This window comes from Plantactinospora sp. A48, assembly GCF_055793945.1.
The window spans coordinates 34,146-60,139 of the sequence record NZ_JBTIXF010000007.1 but is presented as its reverse complement, the minus strand read 5'-3'; the positions used below and the strand labels follow the sequence as shown (position 1 = coordinate 60,139).

The following is a 25,994-nucleotide window of genomic DNA, read 5'->3' as shown; positions in this document are numbered from 1 at the left end:
TCAGCCGGGACGGCGGATGACGAAGGAGTCGGGCATCCGGAAGGAGAGGTTGTCCGGGCACCGGGGCGCGCGGACCACCGTGGCGCCGGTGAGCAGCGGTGCCGCACCGTCGACCACCACGGCGGCCTCCATCCGGGACAGTTGCGCGCCGACGCACCGGTGCGGGCCGGCGCCGAACGCCAGATGCCGCCGGGAGCCGCGCTGGCCGGGGCGGAACTCGTCCGGCGCGGCGACGATCCCGGGGTCGCGGCCGGCGCGGGCCAGCCAGAGCACCAGGCTGCGTCCGGCCGGCACGGCGCTGCCACCCAGTTCGGTGTCCCGGGCCGCCACCCGGCGCCAGGTCACGATCGGCGGTTCCAGCCGCAGCCCTTCCTCGACCACGTCCTCCACCGGCACCGTGCCGGTGGCCAGACCGGCCAGCACCGCCGGCTCGCCGTGCAACCGGTGCAGCAGCAGGGTGAGGAACTGCGAGGTGGTCTCCTGGCCGGCGACCAGCAGGAAGAACAGCGCGCCGACCACCACGTCGACGGAGTGCCCCGCCTCGCGCAGCCGGCCGGCCAGCCCGGGACCGGTCCGGGCGAAGTCCCGCAGCAGCGCGGCGAACCGGCCGACGGTGGCGGCCAACTCCCGCTGCCGGTCGGCGTCGACCGGCGCCCAGAACAGCTCCAGGGCGGCCCGGGAGAACTCCTTCACCACCTCGACGCCGGCACCCGGCAGTTCGACCAGCCGGGCCAGCACCAGCAGCGGCAGGTCGGCGGCGAGATCCGCGTACAGGTCGACGTCGCCACCCGCCGCGAGTCGGGCGGTCAGCCCGGCGACCCGCTCGGCCACCAGTCCCACCAGCCAGGGCCGCTGCCCGGCGACCCGGGTCGGGTGCAGGGCGTCCGCGACGGCGGCCCGGATGTCCGGGTGCGATGGCGTCGAGTTGTTGGCCAGCGTCGGCGGCAACCGGAAGCCGTGCCGGGCGAGGATCCGCAGCGCCCCGACGGGAATCGGCGTCACCGCGTCGAGGGCGTTGTCCGGCCGGTACGTCCCGGGGTCGGTGAGCACCCTTCGCACCAGCGCGTGCCGGGTCACCACCGTGTGGTCGACGCCGACGTGGTCGCGGACGGTGGTGACGTCGGGCCACGGCTGGTCGACCGCCCCCGTCCAACTGCGGAACAGCACCGGCAGACCCTAGCCACCGGGTCTGGCGGTCGGCGGGCGGAGCCGCCAGACCGTGGTGGGCTTCACCCGGACGCTCTCCAGGGCCGGCGACACCGGCACCTCGTAGCTGGCGAGCCGATCGAACCGGTTGCGGGGCAGGAAGGCCCGGTCGGGGTCGCCGACCAGCACGGTCGCGCCGTCGTACGCGGCGCGCAGCAGGAATCGGATCATCCGGTCGGCCATGGCGGCGCTGTAGAACACGTCACCGGCCAGCACCACCTCGGCATCCGCGGCGTCACCGTCGAGCAGGTCGGCCAACTCGGCGTCCAGCCGTACCCCGTTGGCGGCGGCGTTGAGCTCGACGGCCGCCACGGCCCGCGGGTCCACCTCGACGGCCCGGACCCGGGTCGCGCCCGCCCGGGCCGCCGCGACGGCGACCAGCCCGGACCCCGAGGCGAGGTCCAGCACTCGTCGGTCGGCGACCGTGCCGGGGTGGTCCAGGACGTACCGGGCCAGGGCCTGGCCGCCGGCCCAGGCGAACGCCCAGAACGGCGGGGGCTGCTCGCTGCGGAACTCGCCCTCGGTCAACTCCCACAACCCGATCGGTTCATCGGCCTGGTGCAGCCGGATCTCCGGCACGAAGGGCACCGGCGCGAGCCGGGCATGCAGGCGGACGAACGCCGCGGCGGTGTCGGACACGGTTACCGATTGTGCCCGCCACCCCTCGCCCGCCCCGAAAGGAGGGGCACCTTGTTATCGCTTTTCGGATAGGAAGGGCCCTTCTTAACGCCGAGGAATGCGCGCAGTGCGGCGAGGCGTCGCCGGTTCACCACTGTCGGTGAAAGTGCCCTCGATCATTGGCGCTGGGTGCGCAGAAAGCCCTCTTTCCACCCCGTACCGACCGCCCTAGCGTTTGGTCCAGGATCAGGCCCGAAGGTGAGGCGGTGGGGATGACCCGGCGATGGACGGTCCGGATGGTGGCCTTGCTGGTTCCGGTCGGGGGGTGGCTGGCCCTGGCGACCAATCCGGTCGCGGCGGCGGGCGCGGACACCGTGCGGGTCGAGGCCCCCCGGTTCGCCGTGGGCGCCGCCCCGGCCGCCGTGACCGCCGTGGTGTCCACCGCCAACCGGACCGGAGGCTGCCGCAAGGTCCGCTGGTCGATGCTGTTGCGGGTGACCGGCATGCGGCTGGAACAGGTACGGGTGCAGCGGGTCGAGGACACCGGCGACTTTCCGGTCCGGGTCCGCGCCGACGGCGACTCGGCCAGGCTGACCGACCAGCAGCTCGACCCCGGTGCGCTGTGTCCGGGTCGCACGGTCACCGCCCGGTACGGGCTGGCCTTCGACGGGGACGTCGACGACGACGCCCGGATCACCCTCCAGGTCGAGGCGTTCGGCGAGAACCAGCGGCTACTGGCCCGTACGGCCGTCACCCGGGAGGTCGCGGGCCGGGTGACCCCGCCGAGCCGGTCGGCGGCGGCGCCGACCTCGGCCGCGCCGTCCCCGACGGAGGAGGCGGAAACCGAGTCGCCCACCGAGGCCCCAACGGACGACGCGGTGGTCGCGGCCGAGCCGACGGACCTGGCCGACGGCGGTACGGGCGGCGGCTCCGGCGGTACGGGCCGGCGCGATCCGGCCGGCTCGCTCGCCGGGCTCAGCGCGGTACACGCGGCGTTCCTGCTGGGCGGCCTGCTGCTGTTTCTCGGCGTGGGCCTGCTGCTGCGGCTGCGTCATGTGCTGGGCGCCGAGCGGGACACCGGGACGGGGGAGCCGGAGCTGGCGGGCGCGGGGTTCGCCGTGCCGTCCCGGTCCCGCCGCCGACGCCGGTACACCGGCGGACGCTGAGACCGCCCACCCGCGACCGCCCACCCGCGACCGGCGACCGCCCACCCGCGACCGGCGACCGCCCACCCGCGACCGGCGACCCGCGACCGGCGACCGGCGACCCGGTCACGGTGGTCCCGGTCGGGTCAGGCGAGTACCCGGTCGAGGGCGGCGTCCAGCCGGGGCGCCAGGGTGTGGGCGTACGTGGCCGTGAGGTGTTCGCGGTCGCGGTACACGAGCACCCCGCCGATCACCACCGGGCAGTGCTCGGCCGGACAGATCGAGTCGGTCATGTCGATCACGCTCAGCCCCTTCACCGACCTGGCCGCGCGTCGCTGGAGCGGCCCGGCGCCCCGGGCCAGCGCCTCGTCCCGGACCACCGCGCACCGGGTCAGCCGCTGGCGGTGGTCGGTGACGCACGTCGGCACGTCCACGCCCGCGGCGGGGGCGTCCCGGATGACCACGGTACGGATGCCCCGGCTGGTCATCGCGGACCAGGCGGCGTGCAGTCCGTCCACCATCGCCGTGTCCCGCGCGGCGGCGCCGCGCCGGCCGTCCCGGAAATCGAGCCGCCCTCCGCTGGTCACCAACAGGTCGGGCCGGGCCGACCCGGTCAGTTCCGCCCGCACCCGATCGTTCCACCGGGCGCATTCGGGGTCGCGCGGGCCGCCGAGCGCGTCGCCGACCCGGACGAACGGGCAGGACTGCCGGAGGTACGTCACCAGCCGCCAACCGCGGACGTCGGCGATGTCCTGCAACGCCGGAAGCCAGCTCGCGGCGTGCGAGTCTCCGACCAGGGCTACGGTGTATCCCGAGTCCCGCCGGCCGTAGACACAGGACAGCGGTTCCGCCGTCTCGGGCGCGGCGAGGCAGCCGTGCCGCCACACGTCGGGCCGGTCCCACTGGGCGGCCAGCGGATCCGGCCGGATGGACTTCACCCGGTCCACCGGCACACCCGCCGGGCTGTCCCGGGGGTGCGCCCCGAGCGCGGCGGCCCCGTACCCGGCCGGGACGGTCAGCGCGGACGGCGCGACACCGCCGGCCGGCGTGGGCAGCGCGCCCGGCGGGGGTGCCTGCGGCGGCGGCCAGACGGTGAGCTGGAACAGCAGCCCGGCGACGGCCGCGACGCTGCCGCACGCCGCGCCCAGTTGCAGCGCGTTGGCCGGCTGGTCGATGAGCACCGTCGAGGTCCGGACGGGGCTCTCCAGGTACCGGTAGGTGAGGACGGCGGGCACCACGGCCAGCGCCGTGACCACCAGCGCGGCGACCGGACCGAGCGACCCGAACCGGGCCTCGGCCACGACGAGCAGCGGCCAGTGCCACAGATAGAGCGGGTAGGCGATGGCGCCCAGGCCCCGCAGGGGGACCAGCCCGAGGACCGCGACCGGTCCGGTCCGGCCGGCGGCCGGACCGCCGGAGAGCACGGCGACCGTGCCCAGCACCGGCAGCAACGCCCACCAGCCGGGGAACGCCGTCGCGGGGTCGACCAACAGCGCGGCGACGCCGACCGTGGCCAGCCCGAGCCAGCCCAGCGCCGCAGCGGCGGCGCGGGGCAACCGGCGGGGTCGGGTGCCGAGCAACGCCAGGCCGCCGCCGGCCGCGAGTTCCCACAGCCGGGTGGTGGTGCCGTGGTACGCCCGCGTCGCGTCGGCCATGGTGAGCCAGCCGGACCAGGCGAGGGAGGGGACGGCCACCAGTGCCAGGCCGATCAGCAGCCGCGCCTGCCGGGCCCGGTGACCACCGGCGAACCGATCGGCGCCGAGCATGACCAGGATCAGCAGCAGCGGCCAGAGCAGGTAGAACTGCTGCACCACGCCGATCGACCAGTAGTGGTCGAAGATGCCCGGCGGCCGGTCGGTGCCGAGTTGGCCGGTGACCTGACCGGCGATCCGCCAGTTCTGTACGCCCAACGCGCTGGCCACCGCGTCCCAGCCGGTGGCCGCCCACCTGTCCCGGGGCAGCAGCAGCCCGGTCAGCAGCAGGCCGACCAGCAGCACCAGGCTGGCGGTCGGCAGCAGCCGGCGGGCCCGGCGCGAGTAGAAGCCGGCCAGTGAGATCCGGCCGGTGTGGTCGAGTTCCGTGACCAGCAGCCCGGTGACGAGAAACCCGGAGATGACGAAGAAGACGTCGAGCCCGACGTACCCACCGGGCACCAGGTCGGGTACGGCATGGCCGAGCAGCACCAGCAGCACGGCGACGGCCCGTAGGCCCTCGATGTCGCCCCGGAAGGTCTTCCGGGGGCTGGCCTCGACCCGGATGCCCAGCTGTGACATGGTTGCCCACCCTCGCGGTCTCGGTGCCGGTGGCGTGACCGGTGGGCCGGACCGGGACGGCGGCCCGACCGGCGGCGGTCGCCGCTCGTACCGGCTAACGATCGCCGGGGTGCGTTGGGGACGCCGCCCGACCGGACGGCACCGGCCGTCACCTGCGCGAACGCCGATGCTGTGGTGGGGCGGTCAGACCAGGTCGGTCGGATCGAGCCCGAGCTCCCGAGCGGCCGTCAGCCGGATCCACTCGCTCATCTGCCGGCGGCTGATCACGCGGTCGTGTACCGACACCTGGATCGCGAGTCCGTCCATCACGGCGTTGATCCGCCAGGCCGCGCCGGCCGGGTCGGGGCAGGTGAAGACGCCCTCCCGGACGCCGGTGGAGATGACCTCGGTCAACTCCTCCTTCCAGCGCAGGTCGAGCCGGCGGGACACCCTCTCCAGTTCGGGGGTTCGGAGTGCCTCGGCCCAGCCGTCGATCCACAGTGCCCACGAGGTCGAGCGGCCGGTCGGCGCGTACAGCCGCAGGATCCGTTTCAGCTTGGACAGCGGCGGGGCGGCGGACCGGGTGACCGCGTCCAGCCGGGCCAGGTCCCGCTCGGCGGCGTACGCGAACGCCTGCGCCAGCAACCGCTCCTTGGTGGAGAAGTGGTAGAAGACCAGGGCCTGGCTCACCCCGGCCGCGTGCGCGACGTCCGCCGTACGCGTGTTGGCCAGCCCCCGCTCGATGATCACGTCACATGCGGTGCGCAGCAGCGAATCAAGGCGGACCTCTGCCGCACGTCTCGTCACTCGGCTACGGTAATCCATTGATCCGGATACAGGGAGTTACCAAGGGCGGTGTTGGGCTATGACGAAGAGTCAATAATCGGACACTTCACAGCGTGCCATTCAATGTGCTCTACGTAATCCTCGACCAACCTCCCGGACCGGCCGTAGTAACATTTGTCGATGTTAGCCGAGGCCCGTCCCGAGCCGGCGGCGGCGGTCGGCCATGACGACGAGGAACGTCCAGCCCGTCGGCTGGCGGGGCCCGTCGAGGTGGTCGTGTCCACGGTCGCCTGCGCGGTGGGTGTCCTGGCGCTCTGGCAGGTCTTCCGACCCCTGGCCCAGGGCAGCCAGTTCTACCTGATCATCTTCCTCGCCGGCACCCTCCCGCTGGTCTTCCTCTGCTACCGCTCCGGCCTGCGGATTCCGGCGAGACTGCGGATCCCGGCGAGGCTGCGGATCCCGGCGAGGCTGCGGATCTCCGCGCGGCTGCGGATCCCAGTGAGGTCGCGGGTGTTCCGGGCGCGGCGGCCCGTACCCCCGGAGGACCCCGACCGGGCCGGCGACGAGCGGCCCACGGTGCCCGACCTCGTCCTGGCCGGGCTCGCCCTGGTGGTCTGCCTCTATCCCGTCCTGCCGGTGGGCGCCGCCGGCGGCGGGTACGACGCCTTCCTCGACCGGCAGGGACTGCTCGCCCCGCCGGACGTGGCGCTGGGCGCGGTGCTGCTGGTGCTGCTCGTCGAGGCGTGCCGGCGGACCACCGGCTGGGTGCTGCCCGCGGTCTGCCTGCTGTTCCTCGGGTACGGCTACTACGGCGGCCTGTTGCCGCAGAGCTGGACCGTCGCCCACGCCGGCCTGGACTTCGACCAGATCATCGACGCGCTCTACAACTCCGGCAGCGGCTTCTACGGCACCCCGCTGGACGTCGCGGCCAGCTACATCGTGCTGTTCACCATCTACGGTGCCGTGCTGGACCTTTCCGGTGCCGGCCGGTTCTTCGTCGACCTCTCGGTGGCCGCGTTCCGCCGCTCGAGGGGCGCGGCCGGCCGGACCGCCGTGGTCTCCGGCTTCCTGCTCGGCACCGTCTCCGGGTCCGGCACCGCGACGGCGGTCAGCGTCGGCGCGGTCACCTGGCCGATCCTGCGCCGGGCCGGCTACCCGGCGGAGCAGGCCGGCGGCATGCTCGCCGCCGCCGGCGTCGGAGCCATCCTGTCGCCGCCCACCCTCGGCGCCGCCGCGTTCATCGTGGCCGAGTACCTGGACGTGTCCTACCTGACCGTGCTCGGCTGGGCCACCATCCCGACCCTGCTGTACTACCTGGGCATCCTGCTCGCCGTCGAGATCGACGCCCGCCGGTTCGGGGTGCGCTCCGTCGAGGTCGCGGCCACCTCCCCGCTACGGCTGCTCGTCCGCTTCGGCTACCACTTCTCCTCGCTGGTGGTCATCATCGTCCTGCTGGCCGTCGGCACCAGCGCCACCCGGGCCGTCGTCTACGCCACCGCGCTCGCGTTCGTACTCTCCTTCCTGGACCGCCGGGGACGGCTCACCCCGCGCCGGATCTTCCAGGCCCTCGCCGGGGGAGTCCGGGGAGTGCTGCCGGTGACCGCCGTCTGCGCGGCCGCCGGCATCGTCACCGCGATCACCACCCGGACCGGTCTGGGCGCCCAGTTCGCCACCCTGCTGGTCAGCGGGGCCCGCTCGGTCGCCGACAACCCGACCGCCGTGCTCGCGCTGACCGTCGTCCTCGCCGCGGTGGCGCTGTCCCTGCTCGGTCTGGCCGTGCCGGTCACCGCGTCGTTCATCATCGGCTGGGTGATCATCGGGCCGGCGCTGCTCGCTCTCGGCGTACCGGCGCCGGCCGCCGCGATGTTCGTCTTCTACTACTCGGTGCTGTCCGAGGTCACCCCGCCGACCGCCCTGGCCGCGGTCGGGGCCGCCGCCATCACCGGCGGCCGGACCATCCCGACCATGTGGCAGACCCTGAAGTACGCCCTGCCGGCCTTCCTCGCGCCGATCGCGTTCGTGCTCACCGGCCCGGGGGAGTACCTGCTGGGTCGCGGGCCCCTGCTCGGCGTGCTGGCCGCCGGACTGGCCGGCTGCCTCGGCGTCGCCGCGCTGGCCGTCGCGACCGGCGGTTGGCTGCTCGGCGTCGGCCCGGTCGGCCCGGCACCCCGGGTGCTGGCCACCGCCGGCGGGCTGGCGCTGCTGTACCTGCGGCCGATCGTCGTCACCATCGGGCTGACCCTGCTGGCCGCCGCCGTACTGGTCGCCCTCGCCCAGCGGTCCCGCCGGCGTCTTCCGGCCGGTCCGGTGGATCCCGTCCCGGCCGGTCCGGCGGATCCCGTCCCGGCCGATCCGGCCGATCGTGAATCGTCGTCTCGAAAGGATCCACCATGAGGCCGTTCCGCGCCCCGCAAGCACCCACCGCCGCCGGTACCGCCGCGCTGGCGGCCGGTCTGCTGCTCATCGCGACCGCCGGCTGTGGCGGCCGACAGGACGCCGCCAGCACCGACACCGGGGGCACCATCCGGTGCGAGATCACCAAGGACACCCGGATCGGGTTGGCGACCGGCAACTCCACCGGGGTCTACTTCGCGCTCGGCAACGCGTACGCGACCGAACTGGACGCCGCCACCGGAGGCAGGTTGAAGGCGACCGCCGCCGAGACCGGCGCGTCGGTGCAGAACATCCAGCAGCTGGTGGCCGGGACGTACCAGGTGGCCTTCTCCCTGGCCGACACCGCCGCGGACGCCGTGGCCGGGACCGGGTCGTTCGACGGGGTGAAACAGCCGGTCCGCGCGTTGGCCCGGATCCACACCAACTACACCCAGGTGCTCGTCCGCAACGGCGCCGGGATCAGGACGGTCGCCGACATGCGGGGGAAGCGGGTCTCCACCGGTTCGCCCAAGTCGGGCACCGAGGTGATCGCCAACCGGCTGCTCAAGGCGGCGGGCCTGGACCCGGCGAAGGACGTCCAGGCGCAGCGGCTGGATCTGACCAAGACCGTCGACGGGATGAAGGACGGGTCGATCGACGCGCTCTTCTGGTCCGGTGGGCTGCCCACACCGGGCATCACCGACCTGCTGGCCACCGCCGGGGGCACGGTCAGCTTCCTGGACATCACCCCGCTGCTGCCGGCCTTGAAGGCGATCAATCCGGTGTACGAGCAGAGCACCATCCCCTCGTCCGCGTACCGTACCGAGGCCGACGTGCGCACAATCGTGGTGCCCAACCTGCTGCTGGTGAGGGACGATCTCGACGCGGACCTGGCCTGTGTGCTCACCCGTACCCTGTTCGACCGGAAGGACCGGCTGGCCCAGGCGAACGCGGCGGCCCGGGAGATCACCCTCGACGCGGCCCGCCGGACCGCCCCGGTGGAGTTGCACCGCGGCGCGGTCAAGGCCCTGGACGACCTGAACGCCCCCCGCTGACGGTCCGTCCCTGACGGCCCCGCCCTGCCCCGTCTCTCTCCCCCGCCCCCGTCTCTCCCTCCGCCCCTGCCCCCCTGCCCCCCTGCCCCCCCCTGCCCCCCTCCCCGCCCCCCGCCCCGCCTGGCACCCACCCTCGGCGGTGCCAGCACCGCCTTGGGATCTTGGAATCCTTCGACCCTCGGGGCGGTAGCAGGATTCCAAGATCGGCGCTTGTTGACCCGGCCAGCCTCCTAGGAAGGCTGGTGGGTGGGGTGGACGACACCGTGCGGCCGGAGCTGGGGGCCGGTGGGGGAGGCGGTCGGTTAGGTCAAGCTGGGCGGACGCGGCCGGGGACCCCGAGTTGGCATCCGTTGCCGCGCTCGGCTAAAGTTCTCATCCGTCACCGGGAATACCGGAGACACGCGGACGTAGCGCAGCTGGTAGCGCATCACCTTGCCAAGGTGAGGGTCGCGGGTTCGAATCCCGTCGTCCGCTCGGAGATGCCACCATGCACGTCGGGGGCAACCTCGGTGGAGTGGCCGAGAGGCGAGGCAACGGCCTGCAAAGCCGTGTACACGGGTTCAAATCCCGTCTCCACCTCGGCACCAAGCGAGGAGCACCAAGCAAGGGCGATTGGCGCAGTGGGAGCGCGCTTCCTTGACACGGAAGAGGTCACTGGTTCAAACCCAGTATCGCCCACCAGGTATATAGACAGTTCAGTTGACCTGTTACCTGTTACCGGTAACAGGTCAACTGCTGTTCGGGTCCTGACGGCGAGAGCATTTGGGGAGCACCGAGCGACACGTTCAACGCGCCGTTCCTCGCTGTCGGCAGCTTTCCTGGGCAGTCGTGATCTACCGGGCGGCCAAGGCGGTGGCGCGGCACAGAGACCGTGATCCGGGCTACCTCATCCTGACCATCGTCGTCGCCCTTCCGGCGACTGCCTTCCTGCTCGCCACCCCGGCCGTGGCCGCCGCCCTCAACCATCTGACCGGCATCCCAGACGGCTCCGCCTTTTCCGTCTACAGCCTGGTGGTCATCACCTGGCATTGCGCTGGAGCCGACAGCCGGACGAGGTGCGACGGTCCCATCCGGAAACGGCTGACCGGCTACACCGCCGTGTTTCTGACCATGGCGGTCACGTTCGCTGTTGCCGACGTGCCCGAGGAACATTCGCTGGACTCCGACACGTACTACGGACCCCACCCCGCCGTCAGCATCTTTCTCCCGGTCTACCTGACCGCCTTCGCCGTCGGGCTGATCACGAGTGCCCGCGTCTCGTGGCGCACGCCCCGGTCTCGGGGCGCAGCTGGCGCAGACGCGGTCTGCGTACCCTCGCCGTGGCCCACGCGCTACGCCGGCTGCCGACCACCCGCCCGATGCCGACCCACACCAAGGTGTGACATGTTCACCTACCCCGGACGCCTTGACCGCCTCAACCAGACGCGAACCCTCGACCCGTCGCGTGACCATGAAACGATCTACCGGACCATCGCGCTGTGGGAGTTCCCGACGGACCTGCGGATCGGTCTGCTCCTGACGTTCTGGCGGACCTTCACCATCCCGCACCTCGCCGACATCCTGGCCGCCACCGGACAGATGACCGGACACACCCGCAAACGCGCCGACGACACCGGCATCCTGATGTACGAGCTGATCCTGCACGGCCTCGACCATCCACGCGGACGCCAAGCGACCCGGCGACTCAACCAGATCCATCGCCACCTACCGGTCGGCAACGACGATCATCTGTACGTGCTGGCCAGCCTGATCGTCATCCCCACCCGCTGGATCGACCAGCACGGCTGGCGCCCGCTGTGCTGCCACGAACGGGCCGCGACGCACGCCTTCTACCGGCAGCTCGGGCACCGCATGAACATCCGCGACATCCCCGACAGCTACCACGACACCGACACCTGGCTACGCGCCTACGAAGACAAGCACCTCGGCCACAGTCCCGCCGGCGCGCAGCTCATGGCCGGCACCAAACAACTGTTGGCCGACCTGCCGTCCTGGCTCGCCCCCACCGCCGCCCGGGTGGCCGATACGCTGCTGGACCCCGAAACCCGCACCGCCACCGGCGTACCCGAACCACCCGCCCTCCTGTCGGCAGCCGTGACGGCCGCCCTGGGCGTACGGCGACACCTGGCACGGCTCACCCCCGCCCGCAAACAGCAGCACCTCGCCGAGGGCATCACCACGGACACCTACCCACACGGATACGACCTCGCAACCGTCGGTCATGCCCCCGACCCCAACTCGACACCGCAGTCTCGCGGTGCCGAGCGTTGCGTGCCAGAAGTGAATTGATGCTTGAGGTACCTATCGCTTCTGGGCTCGGTACTGCTTGAGTAGGGCGGTGATCCTTGCGTAGTCCTTTGCGCCGTTCAGTTCGTCGAGTAGGTCGTCCGGGCACAGCTCGTAGAGGTCGCCCCACCACCGGCGGGATTTGTTGTCCCAGATCCGGTAGCCGCCGGGCACGCCTCTGGCCACGTACCGTCGTCTGCTCATCGGGCGCTCCGGGTTGGACGGCTGGCTCTGGCGAGGATCTCGTCGGCGGTCCTGGCCCAAGCGAGGGGCCGACAGAGCTGGTTGTGGGCATCGATGAAGCTGTCGATCGTGGCGATGAGGCCGGGTCCACTGGGTTCTGTCCCGCAGATCATGCCTGGCAGGGAAGGCGCGTAACCAATCGAGCACTTCGACCAGATCGAGGGTGGCCTGGTGGTTGACGGCGAGTTTGCGGTGGTCCTGGACGAACAAAGAGGCGATGCCGAGCTGGGGCAGGCCCCACCACCCCACGGCAGGATGGTCAGATGTCGCCAGGCCCAGCTGGGCTGGATCACGACGAGATGGTGCCCGGCCCGGGTCAGCGGGATGACGATCAGGTGCTGCCGCGCCAGCTGAGGACCCGGCTGGCGGCGGCCAGCAGCTCCCAGGCGAGCCGGAACGGCGGTACGAAGATGATCGCGGGAATGCGGATGGGCAGCGGTGGTTGCGGTTCTTTCGGTCATCGCTTCAGCGATGGTAGCGGGCCAGGCTCGTCGCGCTGCCCCCCATCGGCCAGGATGGGTGCATGACCAGTCTGACCGGACAGCAGATCGCCAGCGAGGGACTCACCGGCTGGGCCTACTTCTATGACAGCCTGGAGACCCGGATCGCCACGCCGGACTTCGCGGTCGGGCTGGCGCTCGTCGCCGCCATCGGCGCCGCCGCCGAGCAGGCCGGCCACCACCCGGACGTCAACCTGCGCTACACCCACGTCGACGTCCGGCTGACCAGCCACGACGAGCAGAGCGTGACCACCCGCGACGTGCAGCTGGCCCGCGCCATCAGCGCCCTGGCCGCGGACGCCGGCCTGCGTCCGGCGAGCGGCCCGGTCTCCCGGCTCGACATCGCCCTGGACACGCCGGACCGCAAACAGGTGATGCCGTTCTGGGAAGCGGTGTTCGGCCTGGTCCGGGACCCCAACGCCGACATCAGCATCGACCTGACCGACCCGGCCGACAAACTGCCGACCCTGTGGTTCCAGCAGTCCGGCGACGAGGAGCCACGCCAGCGCTGGCACCACGACCTGTGGATCGATCCGGCCGAGGTGCAACCCCGCATCGACGCCGCGATCGCGGCGGGTGGCCGCTTGGTCAGCGACGAACGGGCCCCGGCGTACTGGGTCCTGGCCGACCCGGAAGGCAACAAGATCTGCCTGTGCACCTGGCAGACCCGCGACGACGACTAGTCTTGATTTTTGACCTTCGCCTTTCTGCTGGTTGGTTCGGGTGCGGGCGCGGTGGATGGTTTTACCGATGTCGTGGTGGGGTGCGCGGTCTCGGTTGGGGCTGCCGGGTGGTCGTCCGGGGCCGGGTCGGGTCGGGTCGGTTTTGGCGCCGGCGCGGGTTGGCTGGTCTTCGGTCGGAGGATGCGAAACCCGCGGCGGACCCGGGCGGGGCTCAGGCGTTCGGGTCGGGTGGGGTCGGCAGGGCGTTCCCAGAGACGACGCAGGTCGTCGGTGAGGCTGCGGGAGCCAGTCGTAGGGTGTGTGCGGCGAGGATCAGCCAGGTCCAGGTGTCTGCCGCGTTCGGATCGCGTAGGCGGGGCCGAGGGTCGCGCTGCGCCCGGTCCCGACCAGACGAGGATCGCAACAGCCGTGCCTGGATCTACTACCGCCGGGAGGTGGCGGCTGCGCCCGGGCGTCTTGACCAAAACCTGGCCGGACCACGGTCCTATCCGCAATGAAACAAGCAGCCGCCGCCCGAGGGCGACAGCTGCTGCGTGTGGCGGTGTCGGGCGTGCCTGGTTTGTCCATGCCCGGACCCGGGAGTGGTTGCGGCGGGGCGAGCACCCGGGTCTCGTCTGGTCGGTGTCAGTTGCCGGCGCCGAGGTTGGCCATCATCGCGGCCGGGTAGCGGTCGCCGTGTGCCGAGCCGACCGGCACCGCTTTTTCGATCTCGGCCAGGTCGTCCGCGGAGAGTTCCAGGTCGGCGGCGGGCAGGGCCTCGTCCAGGCGATCGCGGGTACGGGCGCCGACGAGCGGGACGATGTGGTCACCCTGGGCCGCTACCCACGCGATCGCCAGCTGGGCCACGGTGCAGCCCTTGGACTGGGCCACCCGCCGCAGCGCTTCCACCAGGGTCAGGTTGTGCTCGACGTTGTCGCCCGAGAAGCGCGGCATCCGGCTGCGGTTGTCGCCGGGCCGCGGTGCGGCGTTTTTCCAATGCCCGGAGATCAGGCCTCGGCTCAGGACGCCGTACGCGGTCATCCCGACACCCAGCTCTCGCAGTGTCGGCAGCACATCGGCCTCCACCCCACGCGAGATCAGCGAGTACTCGATCTGCAGGTCGGCGACCGGATGCACGGCGTGCGCCCGACGGATCGTCTCGGCGGGCACCTCGGAAAGGCCCACGTGCCGCACGTATCCGGCCTCGATCATCTCCTTGATCGCGCCCACCGTGTCCTCGATAGGCACGTTCGGGTCCAGCCGCGCCGGCCGATAGATGTCGACGTGGTCGACGCCGAGCCGGGTCATCGAGTGGATCAGGAAGTTCTTCACCGCCGCGGGCCGGTTGTCCTGCCCGAGGAAGCCACCACCCGGCGCCAGCAGCGCCCCGAACTTGACGCTCAGCACGTAGCTTTCCCGCGGCCGACCGCGCAGCGCCTCGGCCAGCAGCATCTCGTTGTGCCCAGCGCCGTAGTGGTCACTGGTATCGATGAGCGTGAGCCCCGCATCCAGTGCCGCATGCACGGTCGCGACGCTCTCGGCGCGGTCGGAGACGCCGTACACACCGCTGGTCATTCCCATCGCGCCCAGACCCAACGCGCCGACGGCCGGACCGGTCGTTCCCAAGGTTCGTTTCCGCATGTCCCCACTCTGCTCCCGAATACGGGCGACCCGGGAGCGGACCGCTTATCGTGGGAGCGCCGCTCCCTGTCTCGCCCTCGCGCGCGGGGCAACCACCGGGGGAGCATGGAGAACATGCAGCGTGAGCAACTTGCCGACTTCCTACGCCGCCGCCGCGAGGCCATCCGTCCCGTCGACGTGGGCATCGCCGACGGCCCCCGCCGCCGCATCGCGGGCCTGCGGCGCGAGGAGGTCGCGATGCTGGCCGGCATGTCGGTGGACTATGTCGTACGCCTCGAGCAGGGCCGCAGCAGCCAGCCCTCCATCCAGCTGCTGGGCGCCCTGGCCCGCGCTCTGCGCCTGTCCGACGACGAGCGCGACCACCTGTTCCACCTGGCCGGCCACCAGCCCCCACCTGCGGACGGCGTGGCCCGACTCGCCCGTGCCGGCCTGCTGCGCATGCTGGACCTGCTGGGCGACACGGCGGCGCTGGTCGTATCCGATCTGGGAGAGGTGCTGGCTCAGACCCCGACCTCCAAGCTGCTGACCGGCGATCACACCGGTTTCACTGGCGATCGGCGGTATCTCGTATACCGCTGGTTCACCGAACCCCACTCCCGCCTCCTCCACCCGCCCACGGGGCAGGAGCATCATTCCCGCAAGCTGGTAGCGGATCTGCGCGCCGTCGCCGGCCGACGTTCCGGCGACCCGACGGTGACCGGCCTGATCGCCCGCTTAGCGGCGGCGAGCCCCGAGTTCCGACGGCTGTGGGCCGAGCACGAGGTCGGCGTACGACGGGCGGATCGCAAGACATTCATGCACCCCCGCGTCGGGCCGATCACGCTGGACTGCGAGACGCTGGTGACCCCCGACCTGGGCCAGGAACTGCTGGTGTTGACGCCCGCCGACGCCGGGTCCCGCGAGCGCCTCGACCTGCTGCGGGTGCTGGGCACCGAAGAGTTCGCCGTCAGCTGACCGGCAGTGTCATCAACCCACCGTTTCACCCGGCCAGCGCCGAAGCAGACCATCCACGGACGTCGCACCCTGCTCGACCGTCACACGGCGTGGCGTACGTTCGGGGGCCCGCCCAGCGCACGTTCGTGTCGATGGGAGTTCGTGCCGCTGACGTGGATGATCCTGTAGATCCGGATTTCAGGCGGCATTTTGCCTGGCGGAAAACCGGGCACTGCGCGGCTCACGCCGTGTCGGGTCCGGAAATGGTGGAGTCACGGGTGCGGCACCCGGCCAGGAGGCGGGTGACCATCTGCCTGGCGTCGTCCCGGTCGTAGTCCGGCCCGAGGATGCACAGGTTCCCGATGGCTCGCAGCAGCGCGTACGCGGTGATCTGCCGGTCGATCTCCCCGGCCTCCTGACTGGCCGTCAGCAGGGTCGCGCAGGCTGGGACGAGTTCGTCGAGTATCAGCGCGTGGAGGTTGGCCAGGCTCGGGTCCTCCGAGCCCAAGGCGACGCTGAGGCCATGCTTGGTCACCAGAAAGTCCACGAAGGCTGCGATCCATCGATCCAGGGCGTCGACGGCCGGGATCGGCTGCTGCCGCAGTTGCGTGGCCAGGGCCGTGCAGTCGTCGACCTGATGGCGGTAAACGGCGCTCACCAAGTCTGCCCTCGTCGGGAAATGCCGGTAGACCGTTCCGACCCCCACGCCTGCACGAGCGGCGATGTCACGGACGGGGGCCTGCACACCCTGCTCGACGAATGCCGCGGCTGCCGCCGTCAGCACCGCCTCGCGGCTGCGACGCGCACCTGCCTGGCGCACACCAAGTGTGTCGGACAACACCCCTCCTTGTTGGCGGAACATTGTTCCGCTACATTTGCGGAACAACGTTCCGTCAAAGCTAGCAAACCCACGACCAGTCGCGGAGACACCCTCATGCCCACTACACCGCTCGACCGCCGACTCGTCTCGGTAAAGCCACTCCCCGTGCCCACCACCGGCCGCAGCGTCCCGCTTCAGGTCAAGATCACGGCGCCCGCCGACGGCGAAAAGCTGCCGATCATCGTCTTCTCCCACGGCAACGCCTGGTCGATGGACGGCTACGAACCCCTCGCGGACCGGTGGGCGGCCGCCGGGTTCGTCGTCGTGCAGCCCACCCACCTCGACTCCCGCCGTAACCGCATCGGCTTCGACGACCCCCGCTTCGCCAGCATCTGGCGGGTACGCATCGCGGACCTGCACGCCATCCTGGACCACCTCGGCGACATCTTCGACCAGGTCAGCGGCCTGCCCGCACGCGCAGACCACAACCGCGTCGCGATCGTCGGACACTCCTGGGGCGCGCAGACCACCGCAGCGCTGCTCGGCGCCCGCGTCCTCAACGCCGCCGGCACCCCAGGTGAAGACTTCTCCCACCCCGCGGTCAAGGCCGGCGCACTCATCGCCGCAACCGGCACCGGTGACAGCCTGACCCCGTTCGCGGTGGAGCACCTGCCGTTCATGCGCCCCGACTACTCCACCATGACCATCCCGGCCCTGGTGGTCGCCGGCGGCAAGGACCAGTCCGCCATGTCCACCCGCGGCCCCGACTGGTTCACCGACGCCTACCACCTCAGCCCCGCCCCGAAGCGGCTGCTCAGCATCGCCGACGGCGAACACACCCTGGGCGGGATCGCCGGAGAAGCCGTGCAGGAGACCACCGACGAGGACCCCACCCGCGTCGCGCTCGTCGCGGACGCCATCTCCGCCTACCTGCTCGACGTCCTCGGTCTGGACGCGGCACCCTGGCAGACCCTGGAAAAGCAGGCCACCAACGGTTCCGACACCTTCACCATCGACACCAAGTAGGTACCCGGCAGCCGGGCTCGACGCATGCACCGCTCCGTTGGGCGAATGCCGTACCGCTACAGATGCCCCGTGTCGTTGAAACTGACCAGGGTCGGAGGTCGGTCGGAATCCCACTGCACGATGGTGATCGCGCAGTTGGCCTGGTTGAGGCCGATCCACCGCCACTGCGGGGCGTCAAGCATGTGGCGGACGAACCACCCGATGACGAAGTTGTGCGTGATCAGCAGTTCGTGCCGGTCGGTGTCGCCGGTGACACCGAAGTGTGCGACGGCAGCTTGCAGGGCGGCAGCGTCTTCGTCACGTTCGTCGCGGGGCACGCCGTCGAGCCAGGCGTGCCACCGGTCCGGGTATCGGCCGCGTTGCCCTGCGGAGGGCACCGGCGTTCGGTCCGCTACGAACGCGCAGCCGTGTCGCGGCACCTGTGGGAGGTGGCCGGCGACGACGTCGGCGGTCTGGGTCGCCCGGGCCAACGGGCTGTGGTGGATCGCCGAGAAGGGCACGGTGCGCAGCCGCCGTCCCAGCCGGTCCGCCTGCTCGCGGCCGAGTGGGGAAAGGCCTCCGTCCAGGGCCGCCGGATCCTGCTCGCCGTGGCGGACGAGGTACAGCTGCGTACGAGCCATCGTGGCCCACCCTCCAGATCGTTGTGCCGAAGAGCACGATAGATCAGCGAGGCGCGGGAGGATGGGGCGAGAATTCCGTGCTGACGTGTTCGGGTCGTCGACCCGGGCTGGATGGCTGATCCCCGACGCTGTCCAGCACGCACCCGCCGTACGTAAATATCCGAACCCCCCGCGGGGTGACGGGTAACGTCCCACCGTGACCGACGCTGACCGTGAACTTCTGCGCGCTACTTTCGGCCAGGATGCTGAACTCTACGAGCGGGCCCGCCCCGGCTACCCCGCCCAACTGTTCACCGACCTGGCCCAACTCGCCGGACTGACTCCACGGTCTCGGGTACTGGAGATCGGCTGCGGCACCGGCCAGGCCACCCGGCCGCTCGCGCAACTCGGCTGCACCATCGTGGCCGTCGAGCTGAGCCCGGAGATGGCAGCCGTCGCCCGACGCAACCTGCACGATTTCCCGAACGTCACAATCGAGGTCGCCCCGTTCGAGGAGTGGACAGCACCGGCAGCCCCGTTCGATCTGGTCGTGTCCGCGACCGCGTTCCACTGGATCGATCCGGAACTGCGTTTTCACAAGGCGGCCGACCTTCTGCGTCCCGGTGGCGCCCTGGCAGTGATCTACTCCGAACACGTCGCCGGCGGCACGGAGCGGTTCTTCGTCGACGCGCAGGACTGCTACGAACGCTTCGACCCGAAGACGCCGCCGGGACTGCGCCTGACGCCCGCCGCCGACCTGGCCGATGATCCGAGCGAGTTCGACCGGTCGCGGCGGTTCGGTCCGGCCCGGTTCCGCCGGTACGAGTGGGAGCAGGCGTACACCACCCGCAGCTATCTGGACCTGCTGATGACGTATTCCCCAACCCGCTCGCTGCCGCACCCGGCCCGCACCGCACTGCTGTCCTGCATCGGTGGCCTCATCGACCGTGACCACCACGGCCAGGTCAGGAAGCGGTACCTCACCCAGATGACCCTCGCCCACAAGGCAGGATGACGCAGGGTACGGTCAGTCGGCGATGGTGGCGAGGAGCTGCTCGCCGTACCTGGCCAGTTTGTTTTCGCCGACCCCGTTGACCCGGGACAGGTCGGCCAGCGTCGCCGGCGGGTCGGCGGCGATCTGCCGCAGCGTCGCGTCGTGGAACACCACGTACGCCGGGACGCCCTGTTCCTTGGCGGTGGCGGCTCGCCAGGCGCGGAGCCGTTCGAACAGTGGCTGGGCGCCGGCCGGCAACTCGACGGCCGTGGCGCCCGCGGACCGGGCCTTCGCCGCCCGGGACGGGGACGTGGGCCGCTCGGGCTCCCGGCGCATCGACACCGTACGACGGCGGCTCAGCACCTCGGCGCTGGCCGCAGTGAGCACCAGTGTGCCGTAGTCGCCCTCGACCGCGAGCAGTCCCTGGGCGAGTAGTTGCCGCACCACCGCACGCCATTCGGCCTCGGACAGTTCGCCGCCGATGCCGAAGACGGTGAGCGAGTCGTGGTCGTACTGCTTGACCTTGTCGGTGTGCCGGCCGAGCAGGATGTCGATGCACTGGCCGGCACCGAATTTCTGGTTGCGTTCGCGCTGGAGCCGCAGCACGGTCGACAGCAGTTTCTGCGCCGGGACGGTGCCGTCCCAGGACTCCGGCGGGGTGAGGCAGGTGTCGCAGTTGCCGCACGGCGAACCGTCCTGGCCGAAGTAGCGCAGCAGTTGGACCCGGCGGCAGTCGACGGTCTCGCAGAGCGCGAGCATGGCGTCCAGGTGGGCGGCGAGCACCCGCCGGCGGGCCAGGTCGCCGTCGGAGGTCTCGATCATCTTGCGCTGTTGGACGACGTCCTGGAGACCGTAGGCCAGCCAGGCGGTGGACGGCAGCCCGTCCCGGCCGGCGCGGCCGGTCTCCTGGTAGTAGCCCTCGACCGACTTGGGCAGGTCGAGGTGGGCGACGAAGCGGACGTCCGGCTTGTCGATGCCCATCCCGAAGGCGATGGTGGCCACCATCACCAGGCCGTCCTCGCGCAGGAACCGTTGCTGGTTGGTGGCGCGGGTGGCCGCGTCCAGGCCCGCGTGGTAGGGCAACGCGGTGATGCCGTTGCGGACCAGGAACTCGGCGGTCTTGTCGACCGACGCCCGGGACAGGCAGTACACGATGCCGGCGTCCCCGGGGTGCTCGGTGCGCAGCAGGTCGAGCAGCTGCTTGCGGGGCTCCCGCTTCGGCACGATGCGGTACTGGATGTTGGGCCGGTCGAAGCTGGCCACGAAGTGCCGGGCCGCCGTCAGGTCCAGCCGGGTGGCGATCTCGGCGGCGGTCGCGGTGGTCGCGGTGGCGGTCAGGGCGATCCGGGGTACGTCCGGCCAGCGCTCGTGCAGCATCGACAGCGCTAGGTAGTCGGGGCGGAAGTCGTGCCCCCACTGGGCCACGCAGTGCGCCTCGTCGATGGCGAACAGCCCGATGGTGCCCCGGTCGAGCAGGTTGACGGTCGACCGGCTGCCCAGCGCCTCGGGCGCCAGGTACAGCAGGTCGAGTTCGCCGGCGACGAACGCCGCCTCGACCCGGCGACGTTCGGTCAGGTCCTGGGTCGAGTTGAGGAAACCGGCCCGCGCCCCGACCGCGGTCAACGCGTCGACCTGGTCCTGCATCAGCGCGATCAGCGGGGACACGACGACGGCGACACCGGGCCGTACCAGCGCCGGGATCTGGTAGCACAGCGACTTGCCCCCACCGGTGGGCATCAGCACGAGGGCGTCCCCACCGGCGACGACGTGCTCGATGATCTCCCGCTGCTCGCCCCGGAAGGCGTCGTAGCCGAAGACCCGCCGGAGCACCGCCAGGGGCGACTCGGTCTGCGTGTCGGCGAGGGAGTCCATCCGTCGGAGTTTACGGAGGCCCCCGACAGTTCCGGCCGCGACGGGCGGACGCCGAGCGGCGAGGACCGGGCCAGGTCAGCACCGGAAGGGGACGGCCGCACGGACCGGTGCCGGATCCGTACCGGTTTCCCGGCGTGGTCGATGCGGCGCGGATCGTGTCATGCTGCACGGACCCGACGGGAGGACGACGATGGCAGTTGGCGACGCCGTACACGTGCGGCCGGCGCGACGGTCGCTGCGACCGCTGGGGTCCGGGGCGATGCTGGTCACGGTCCTCGTGTTGCTGTTCGGGCTGCCGTGGTACACGTTGACCGTGGCGGCGCGCTGGCCGGCGCCGGTGGTGGCCGCCGGCACGACGGTGTTCGCCGTCGCGCTGGTTGCGTTCCCCGCCCTGATGTATCTCGGGCACGGCCGCCGGCGGTTGGACGCGGCGGCCCGCGCCGGGGACACCCTCCTCGGCCTGGTCTGGATCCTGTTCGTCTGGGCGCTGCTCGGCAATGTGGCTCGGCTCGCGCTGGCCGTGGCGGGCGTCGCGGACCCGCTCCGGTCCCGGGCCGTGGCGGTCGGCACGGCGGTCGTCTCGGTCGTCCTGGCCGTCTGGGGGTACGCCGAGGCGATGCGGGTGCCCCGGGTCCGGCGGGTGGAGGTCACCGTCGACCGGCTCGGTGCCGGTCTCGACGGGGTCCGGGTGGTGCTGCTGACCGACACCCACTACGGCCCGATCGACCGGGCCCGCTGGTCCGCCCGCACCATCGACGTGGTCAACGGGTTGGCCGCCGACATCGTCTGCCACACCGGCGACATCGCCGACGGCACGGTCGACCAGCGCCGGCCGCAGGCCGCGCCGCTCGGCGCCGTCGAGGCCCGGCTGGCCCGGGTGTACGTGACGGGCAACCACGAGTACTACGGTGAGGCGCAGGGTTGGGTCGAGCACATGCGGAACCTCGGCTGGGAACCGTTGCACAACCGGCATCTCGTGGTGGAGCGGGACGGCGCCCGGCTCGTCGTCGCCGGGGTGGACGACGTGACCGCCGCCTCGTCCGGCGTCGCCGGTCACCGGGCCGACCACGCCGCGGCACTCGCTGGCACCGATCCGGGGCTGCCCGTGCTGCTGCTGGCCCACCAGCCGAAGCAGATCGGCGACGCGGTGGCGGCCGGGGTGGATCTGCAACTGTCCGGGCACACCCACGGCGGCCAGATGTGGCCGTTCCACTACCTGGTCCGGCTCGACCAGCCGGTTGTGCAGGGGCTGAGCCGGCACGGCCGGACCCAGCTCTACACCAGTCGGGGCACCGGTTTCTGGGGCCCACCGTTCCGGATCTTCGCACCGAGCGAGATCACCCTGCTCACCCTGCGGGCGGGGTAGCCCGACAAGGGCCTGATGCCCCTGACCGGCAGTTGGCGACGCGGAGGATCCAGCCCCGGTCCCCCCGACAGCGGGGAGACCGGGGCTGGACGTGGATCAGCCGTTGGCGACGAGCCGCCACCGGTTGTCCGCGCCGCCGTTGTCGGAGTCCTGGACGGCCTGTGCGCCCTGCGAGGTGGAGTTGTTCGCGATGGCCAGCAGCTTGCCGCTGTTGACGTTGCGGATCTTGTACGTGCCGTCACCGTTGTTCACCAGGGTCCAGCGGTGGTCGGCGGTGCCGTTGTCACTCCACTGCAGAACGCGGGCGTTGTCGGTGGTGGACATGTTCTCCACGCCGAGGACCTTGCCGCTGTTGACGTTGCGGATCTTCACCGCGTCGCCGTCGGTCACCAGGGTCCAGTTGTGGTCGGCGGTCCCGGTGTCGCCCCACTGCAGGGCGAGGCCCCCGTCGGCGGTGGACATGTTCTGGATGCCGAGCACCATGTTGCTGGCCACGTTGACCAGCTTGTAGGTGCCGCTGGGGGTGCTACCGCCGTTGGCGTTCCAGTAGACGGTGTAGTTGAAGCCCTGGGCGTCCCAGAACGGGCCGAGGTTCACGTTGGCGCCGTTGGCGGTCGCGGTGAACGACAGGGCGCTGGTGCTCGTGCGCGTGACGGACGAGACGTTCAGCGACGGCAGGGCGCTCAGCGTGGTGTTGCCGTAGTTGCCGGCCAGCACGCTGGGTCCGTACGTGATCGCCTGGACGCTCTGGTTGTCGTTGGTCGCCTTCATGACCACGCGCATCGGCAGCCGTACGGTGACCGTGTCCCCGGCGGCCCAGGTCCGGGAAACCGTGGCGTAGCTGCCGGGGGTGACGGCGACGCCCGCGTCGGCGCCGTTGACGGCGATCGTCGCCCCGGTGGCCCAGGCCGGGATGCGGACCCGGATGTCCCAGGTGCCGCTGACGTTGCCGGAGAGCGTGAGGGTCGTGGTGTCGCCGACCGGGTACGTGGTGCTCTGCGTCACCGTGATGCCACGGTCGGTCCAGGTGAGTTCCGACGGCACGAACAGGTTGACCGTCAGCGTCGTGCCGTTGCGGAAGTAGATCGAGTCCATGAGTTTGGTGTTGGTCTCGATGCCGGTGCCCTGGCAGCACCAGAACGAGTTGTAGTCGGTGCTCCACGTGCCGCCGCCCCACGCCGGGCCCACGCCACGACGGCCACCGGCCTTCAACGGGGTGAAGTACGTGATGTGGCCGTGGCTGTCGGCCGGGTTCTGCGCGCCGACCAGGTGGTTGTAGAGCGCCGTCTCGTAGTAGTCGACGTAGGCCACCCGGTCGGGGCTGAGCTGCCACAGCTCGCGGGTGAGCTTCAGGACGTTGTACGTGTTGCAGTGCTCGCAGGTGTCGTTGGTCAGGTAGCCCGCGATGGCGTTCGGCGCGTGGAAGTGCTCGGCCTGGCTGTTGCCGCCGATCACGTACGAGTGCGCGCCCACCACCATGTTCCAGGCGTTGCTGGCGATGTCGCGGTAGCGGGTGGTGCCGGTCGCCTTGTACTCGCGGGCTGCCCCGACCAACTTCGGCAGGTTGGTGTTGGCGTGCTTGCCGTTGAGCTCGTCACGGTTCGCCGCCAGCGGGTCGAAGATCGCGGCGTGGTCGAAACGCTGCGCCACCGTCAGCCACCGTGAGTCGCCGGTCTGCTGGTAGATGTCGGTCAGTACGGCGTTCATGCCGCCGAACTCGGTGTTCAGGACGGACTGCATCTGGCTGTAGCTCAGCCGGGCGGTACGCCAGTCGACCCAGCCGGCGAGGCTCAGCAGGACCTGGCGGGCCTGGTCGTTGCCGATCAGGCGCCAGACGTCGAGCAGTCCGGCCAGGGTCTTGTGGATGCAGTAGTACGAGACGGCGACGGCATGGCCCTGTTCGAGTGCGGTGATGTCGGACTCGGGGAAACCCGACAGGTAGCCGGAGTTGAACCCGGCGGCGCCGTTGTTCGCCTGGCACTTGGCCAGTTCGGCGACCATCGTGTTGGCCTTGTCGCGGCAGGTGGTGTCGCCGGTGAACGCGTACGCCTGCGCCCAGGCGGTCAGGAAGTGACCCTGCATGTGGGAGCGGAACGGGAAGTTCGGGGCGTCCCAGCCGCCGTTCGCGGTGGCACCGTTGGTGGACAGCCGGTGGTTCGAGCGGAAGACGTAGAGCATCCGGTTCACGTCGACGAACCGCAGGTAGTTCAGCGTGCGGTTCTGGTTGTCGAGCAGGCGGCTGGCGGTCAGGCGTACCTCGCCGGGGGTGAACTCGAACGCCGACGTGCCGACCTCGGAGCGGGCCGGCGGGAGGACGGCAGCCGCCGCGGCTCCGGCCGGCGCCGCGGCAGCCGCCGGCGTCGCGGCGGCCATCGAGATTCCGGTGGCGGAGACGAGCGCGCCCGCACCGGCGACCTGCAGGAGTTGCCGTCGGTTCAGGGGAAGGGATGACACAAAATCCTCCAGGGCGAGGGGGTGAGGTGGAGCGACGAACGCACGAGTCGGACAGCATGTCGTTAGCGTTAACATCGACGATTCCTGATGGTTTCATAACCTCGGCAACTCATCAAGACCAGCTTTTCGCGGTTTCCCGTCCGGCGCGGGCAGGGATCCCGGTGGCCTGCGGGTGGGCGTAGACCCGAACGGGAAACCGATTTCCTGGTCTCCGGTGGGGCGCCGTCGACAAGCAGCCGTCCGGTCTCGCCCTGACTGGCGTGCCCCGGCGAGGCGGCGTCGGCGACCGGAACCGGTCAGGCCGGGTCGGCTGACTCCGGGTCGCGGGCCAGCACCGATCGGCCCCCGTCGACCGGGATGGTCGCGCCGGTCACGAAACTCGCCTGGTCGGACAGCAGGTACGCCACGATGTCGGCCACCTCGTCCGGCCGGCCGACCCGGCCCACCGGGTGGATGGCGGCCATCTCCGAGGTCACCCGGTCCGCCTCGGAACGATCCAGGCTGGCCAGGTACGCCGCGTACCGTTCGGTGGCGATCGACCCGAGTGCCACGGTGTTGGCCCGGATGCCACGGTGGCCGTACTCCACCGCCACCGCCCTGGTCAGGCCCTCGATGGCGGCCTTCGCGGTGACGTACGGCAGGCAACCCGGAACGGCCCGCTGCGCCTGGTGGGACGAGATGTTGACGATCGCGCCGCCGGTGCCGGCGGACAGGAACCGGCGTACGGCGGTGGCGCAGCCGGTGATCACCGGGTCCAGGTTGCGGGCCACCAGCCCGGAGATCTCGGCGGCCGGGGTGGTGTGCAGCGAGGCGTCCCGGAAGACCGCCGCGTTGTTCACCCAGCCGGCCAGCTCGCCACGAACCGCGTCGGCGGCCCGGTCGGTGGTCTCCGGGTCGGCGGCGTCACCGGACACCGTGACCAGCCGGTCGGCGGCGGGATCCGTGCCGGCCCAGTCGAGCGCGGCCGGGTCGAACTCGATCGCGACAACCCCGTGCCCGCCGTCGAGCAACCGCCGGACGATGGCCCGGCCCACGCCGCGCCCGCCGCCGGTCACCACGTACCACCGGTCCATCCACGCCTCCCCGGCCCGCCGCCGCGGCGATGCCGGTCCACCACGGCGGCGATGCCGGCGTGGCACCGCCGCAGCGGCGATTTTACCCGT

At 71.3% G+C, this 25,994-nt stretch carries 20 protein-coding genes, 3 tRNA genes and 1 pseudogene; 12 read left to right on the top strand and 12 right to left on the bottom strand.

Annotation, left to right across the window (positions count from 1 at the left end; genetic code table 11):
• Both ACXN5W_RS05970 and ACXN5W_RS05965 read right to left on the bottom strand, forming a co-directional pair.
• Window positions 1–1,167 (bottom strand): cytochrome P450, encoded by a 1,167-nt coding sequence (locus ACXN5W_RS05970; RefSeq protein WP_473157129.1) that lies wholly within the window; start codon window positions 1,165–1,167, stop codon window positions 1–3.
• A gap of 9 nt (window positions 1,168–1,176) precedes the next feature.
• Window positions 1,177–1,845, bottom strand: coding sequence for a class I SAM-dependent methyltransferase (locus ACXN5W_RS05965; RefSeq protein ID WP_473157128.1), 669 nt, complete (start codon window positions 1,843–1,845; stop codon window positions 1,177–1,179).
• 251 nt (window positions 1,846–2,096) lie between these two features.
• Here ACXN5W_RS05965 and ACXN5W_RS05960 point away from each other — a divergent pair, with 251 nt between their 5' ends.
• Entirely contained in the window at window positions 2,097–2,990 is an 894-nt protein-coding gene (locus ACXN5W_RS05960) for a hypothetical protein (RefSeq protein ID WP_473157127.1), read from the top strand.
• Window positions 2,991–3,115: 125 nt separating this feature from the next.
• Here ACXN5W_RS05960 and ACXN5W_RS05955 read toward each other — a convergent pair whose 3' ends face one another.
• Window positions 3,116–5,242 carry an acyltransferase family protein gene (locus ACXN5W_RS05955; RefSeq protein WP_473157126.1) on the bottom strand — a complete coding sequence of 709 codons (2,127 nt, stop codon included), beginning with the start codon at window positions 5,240–5,242 and terminating at the stop codon, window positions 3,116–3,118.
• Window positions 5,243–5,425: 183 nt separating this feature from the next.
• Window positions 5,426–6,028, bottom strand: a complete 603-nt coding sequence (locus ACXN5W_RS05950; RefSeq protein WP_473157125.1) for a TetR/AcrR family transcriptional regulator — start codon at window positions 6,026–6,028, stop codon at window positions 5,426–5,428.
• A 159-nt stretch (window positions 6,029–6,187) separates the two neighbouring features.
• Here ACXN5W_RS05950 and ACXN5W_RS05945 point away from each other — a divergent pair, with 159 nt between their 5' ends.
• From ACXN5W_RS05945 to ACXN5W_RS05920, 6 genes are all read left to right on the top strand, one after another.
• Complete coding sequence (locus ACXN5W_RS05945) at window positions 6,188–8,401, top strand: TRAP transporter permease (protein ID WP_473157124.1); 2,214 nt, start codon at window positions 6,188–6,190, stop codon at window positions 8,399–8,401.
• On the top strand, window positions 8,398–9,435 hold the full coding sequence (locus ACXN5W_RS05940) for a TAXI family TRAP transporter solute-binding subunit (RefSeq protein WP_473157123.1): 1,038 nt from the start codon (window positions 8,398–8,400) through the stop codon (window positions 9,433–9,435). The genes ACXN5W_RS05945 and ACXN5W_RS05940 overlap by 4 nt, the downstream gene beginning before the upstream one ends.
• Window positions 9,436–9,836: 401 nt before the next feature.
• Window positions 9,837–9,909, top strand: a tRNA-Gly gene (locus ACXN5W_RS05935).
• A gap of 34 nt (window positions 9,910–9,943) precedes the next feature.
• Window positions 9,944–10,014 (top strand) — tRNA-Cys (locus ACXN5W_RS05930).
• Between the two features lie 27 nt (window positions 10,015–10,041).
• A tRNA-Val gene (locus tag ACXN5W_RS05925) sits at window positions 10,042–10,116 on the top strand.
• Window positions 10,117–10,263: 147 nt separating this feature from the next.
• Window positions 10,264–11,724, top strand: a complete 1,461-nt coding sequence (locus tag ACXN5W_RS05920) for a hypothetical protein (protein ID WP_473157122.1) — start codon at window positions 10,264–10,266, stop codon at window positions 11,722–11,724.
• A 12-nt stretch (window positions 11,725–11,736) separates the two neighbouring features.
• Here ACXN5W_RS05920 and ACXN5W_RS05915 read toward each other — a convergent pair whose 3' ends face one another.
• Window positions 11,737–11,925 (bottom strand): hypothetical protein, encoded by a 189-nt coding sequence (locus ACXN5W_RS05915; RefSeq protein ID WP_473157121.1) that lies wholly within the window; start codon window positions 11,923–11,925, stop codon window positions 11,737–11,739.
• Between the two features lie 562 nt (window positions 11,926–12,487).
• Between ACXN5W_RS05915 and ACXN5W_RS05910 the strand changes: the two genes are divergently transcribed.
• Window positions 12,488–13,147 carry a VOC family protein gene (locus tag ACXN5W_RS05910; protein ID WP_473157120.1) on the top strand — a complete coding sequence of 220 codons (660 nt, stop codon included), beginning with the start codon at window positions 12,488–12,490 and terminating at the stop codon, window positions 13,145–13,147.
• Window positions 13,148–13,210: 63 nt separating this feature from the next.
• Here ACXN5W_RS05910 and ACXN5W_RS05905 read toward each other — a convergent pair.
• Window positions 13,211–13,505: pseudogene (locus tag ACXN5W_RS05905) on the bottom strand (NF041680 family putative transposase); the annotation flags it as partial.
• Window positions 13,506–13,771: 266 nt separating this feature from the next.
• Window positions 13,772–14,722, bottom strand: a complete 951-nt coding sequence (locus ACXN5W_RS05900) for an aldo/keto reductase (RefSeq protein ID WP_473157119.1) — start codon at window positions 14,720–14,722, stop codon at window positions 13,772–13,774.
• 159 nt (window positions 14,723–14,881) lie between these two features.
• Here ACXN5W_RS05900 and ACXN5W_RS05895 point away from each other — a divergent pair, with 159 nt between their 5' ends.
• Window positions 14,882–15,721, top strand: a complete 840-nt coding sequence (locus tag ACXN5W_RS05895) for a helix-turn-helix transcriptional regulator (RefSeq protein ID WP_473157118.1) — start codon at window positions 14,882–14,884, stop codon at window positions 15,719–15,721.
• Window positions 15,722–15,941: 220 nt separating this feature from the next.
• Here the strand turns inward: ACXN5W_RS05895 and ACXN5W_RS05890 are convergent, their stop codons facing one another.
• Window positions 15,942–16,538 carry a TetR/AcrR family transcriptional regulator gene (locus tag ACXN5W_RS05890; RefSeq protein WP_473157117.1) on the bottom strand — a complete coding sequence of 199 codons (597 nt, stop codon included), beginning with the start codon at window positions 16,536–16,538 and terminating at the stop codon, window positions 15,942–15,944.
• Between the two features lie 96 nt (window positions 16,539–16,634).
• On the opposite strand from ACXN5W_RS05890, the gene ACXN5W_RS05885 reads away from it, so the two are divergent.
• Window positions 16,635–17,546 (top strand): alpha/beta hydrolase family protein, encoded by a 912-nt coding sequence (locus ACXN5W_RS05885; protein ID WP_473157116.1) that lies wholly within the window; start codon window positions 16,635–16,637, stop codon window positions 17,544–17,546.
• A 56-nt stretch (window positions 17,547–17,602) separates the two neighbouring features.
• Here the strand turns inward: ACXN5W_RS05885 and ACXN5W_RS05880 are convergent, their stop codons facing one another.
• On the bottom strand, window positions 17,603–18,166 hold the full coding sequence (locus ACXN5W_RS05880) for a histidine phosphatase family protein (RefSeq protein WP_473157115.1): 564 nt from the start codon (window positions 18,164–18,166) through the stop codon (window positions 17,603–17,605).
• Window positions 18,167–18,362: 196 nt separating this feature from the next.
• Here ACXN5W_RS05880 and ACXN5W_RS05875 point away from each other — a divergent pair, with 196 nt between their 5' ends.
• Window positions 18,363–19,160 (top strand): class I SAM-dependent methyltransferase, encoded by a 798-nt coding sequence (locus ACXN5W_RS05875; protein ID WP_473157114.1) that lies wholly within the window; start codon window positions 18,363–18,365, stop codon window positions 19,158–19,160.
• Between the two features lie 12 nt (window positions 19,161–19,172).
• On the opposite strand, the gene recQ is transcribed toward ACXN5W_RS05875, so the two are convergent.
• A complete protein-coding gene (gene recQ, locus ACXN5W_RS05870; protein WP_473157113.1) occupies window positions 19,173–21,011 on the bottom strand; it encodes a DNA helicase RecQ in 1,839 nt (612 codons plus the stop codon).
• A gap of 190 nt (window positions 21,012–21,201) precedes the next feature.
• Between recQ and ACXN5W_RS05865 the strand changes: the two genes are divergently transcribed.
• Window positions 21,202–22,377: a metallophosphoesterase gene (locus tag ACXN5W_RS05865; protein WP_473157112.1), complete on the top strand. Its 1,176-nt coding sequence runs from the start codon at window positions 21,202–21,204 to the stop codon at window positions 22,375–22,377.
• A 96-nt stretch (window positions 22,378–22,473) separates the two neighbouring features.
• On the opposite strand, the gene ACXN5W_RS05860 is transcribed toward ACXN5W_RS05865, so the two are convergent.
• Together ACXN5W_RS05860 and ACXN5W_RS05855 are read right to left on the bottom strand one after the other, a co-directional pair.
• Complete coding sequence (locus tag ACXN5W_RS05860) at window positions 22,474–24,831, bottom strand: beta-L-arabinofuranosidase domain-containing protein (protein WP_473157111.1); 2,358 nt, start codon at window positions 24,829–24,831, stop codon at window positions 22,474–22,476.
• Window positions 24,832–25,127: 296 nt separating this feature from the next.
• A complete protein-coding gene (locus tag ACXN5W_RS05855) occupies window positions 25,128–25,904 on the bottom strand; it encodes an SDR family NAD(P)-dependent oxidoreductase (protein ID WP_473157110.1) in 777 nt (258 codons plus the stop codon).
• Window positions 25,905–25,994: the final 90 nt, after the last annotated feature.

What these genes read in the sequence shown, in the direction of transcription:
- ACXN5W_RS05960 (WP_473157127.1), top strand. Translation starts at nt 2,097, where the DNA reads ATGACCCGGCGATGGACGGTCCGGATGGTGGCCTTGCTGGTTCCGGTC.
- ACXN5W_RS05955 (WP_473157126.1), bottom strand. Translation starts at nt 5,242, where the DNA reads ATGTCACAGCTGGGCATCCGGGTCGAGGCCAGCCCCCGGAAGACCTTC.
- ACXN5W_RS05945 (WP_473157124.1), top strand. Translation starts at nt 6,188, where the DNA reads ATGTTAGCCGAGGCCCGTCCCGAGCCGGCGGCGGCGGTCGGCCATGAC.
- ACXN5W_RS05940 (WP_473157123.1), top strand. Translation starts at nt 8,398, where the DNA reads ATGAGGCCGTTCCGCGCCCCGCAAGCACCCACCGCCGCCGGTACCGCC.
- ACXN5W_RS05915 (WP_473157121.1), bottom strand. Translation starts at nt 11,925, where the DNA reads ATGAGCAGACGACGGTACGTGGCCAGAGGCGTGCCCGGCGGCTACCGG.
- ACXN5W_RS05910 (WP_473157120.1), top strand. Translation starts at nt 12,488, where the DNA reads ATGACCAGTCTGACCGGACAGCAGATCGCCAGCGAGGGACTCACCGGC.
- ACXN5W_RS05895 (WP_473157118.1), top strand. Translation starts at nt 14,882, where the DNA reads ATGCAGCGTGAGCAACTTGCCGACTTCCTACGCCGCCGCCGCGAGGCC.
- ACXN5W_RS05885 (WP_473157116.1), top strand. Translation starts at nt 16,635, where the DNA reads ATGCCCACTACACCGCTCGACCGCCGACTCGTCTCGGTAAAGCCACTC.
- ACXN5W_RS05880 (WP_473157115.1), bottom strand. Translation starts at nt 18,166, where the DNA reads ATGGCTCGTACGCAGCTGTACCTCGTCCGCCACGGCGAGCAGGATCCG.
- recQ (WP_473157113.1), bottom strand. Translation starts at nt 21,011, where the DNA reads ATGGACTCCCTCGCCGACACGCAGACCGAGTCGCCCCTGGCGGTGCTC.
- ACXN5W_RS05865 (WP_473157112.1), top strand. Translation starts at nt 21,202, where the DNA reads ATGGCAGTTGGCGACGCCGTACACGTGCGGCCGGCGCGACGGTCGCTG.
- ACXN5W_RS05855 (WP_473157110.1), bottom strand. Translation starts at nt 25,904, where the DNA reads ATGGACCGGTGGTACGTGGTGACCGGCGGCGGGCGCGGCGTGGGCCGG.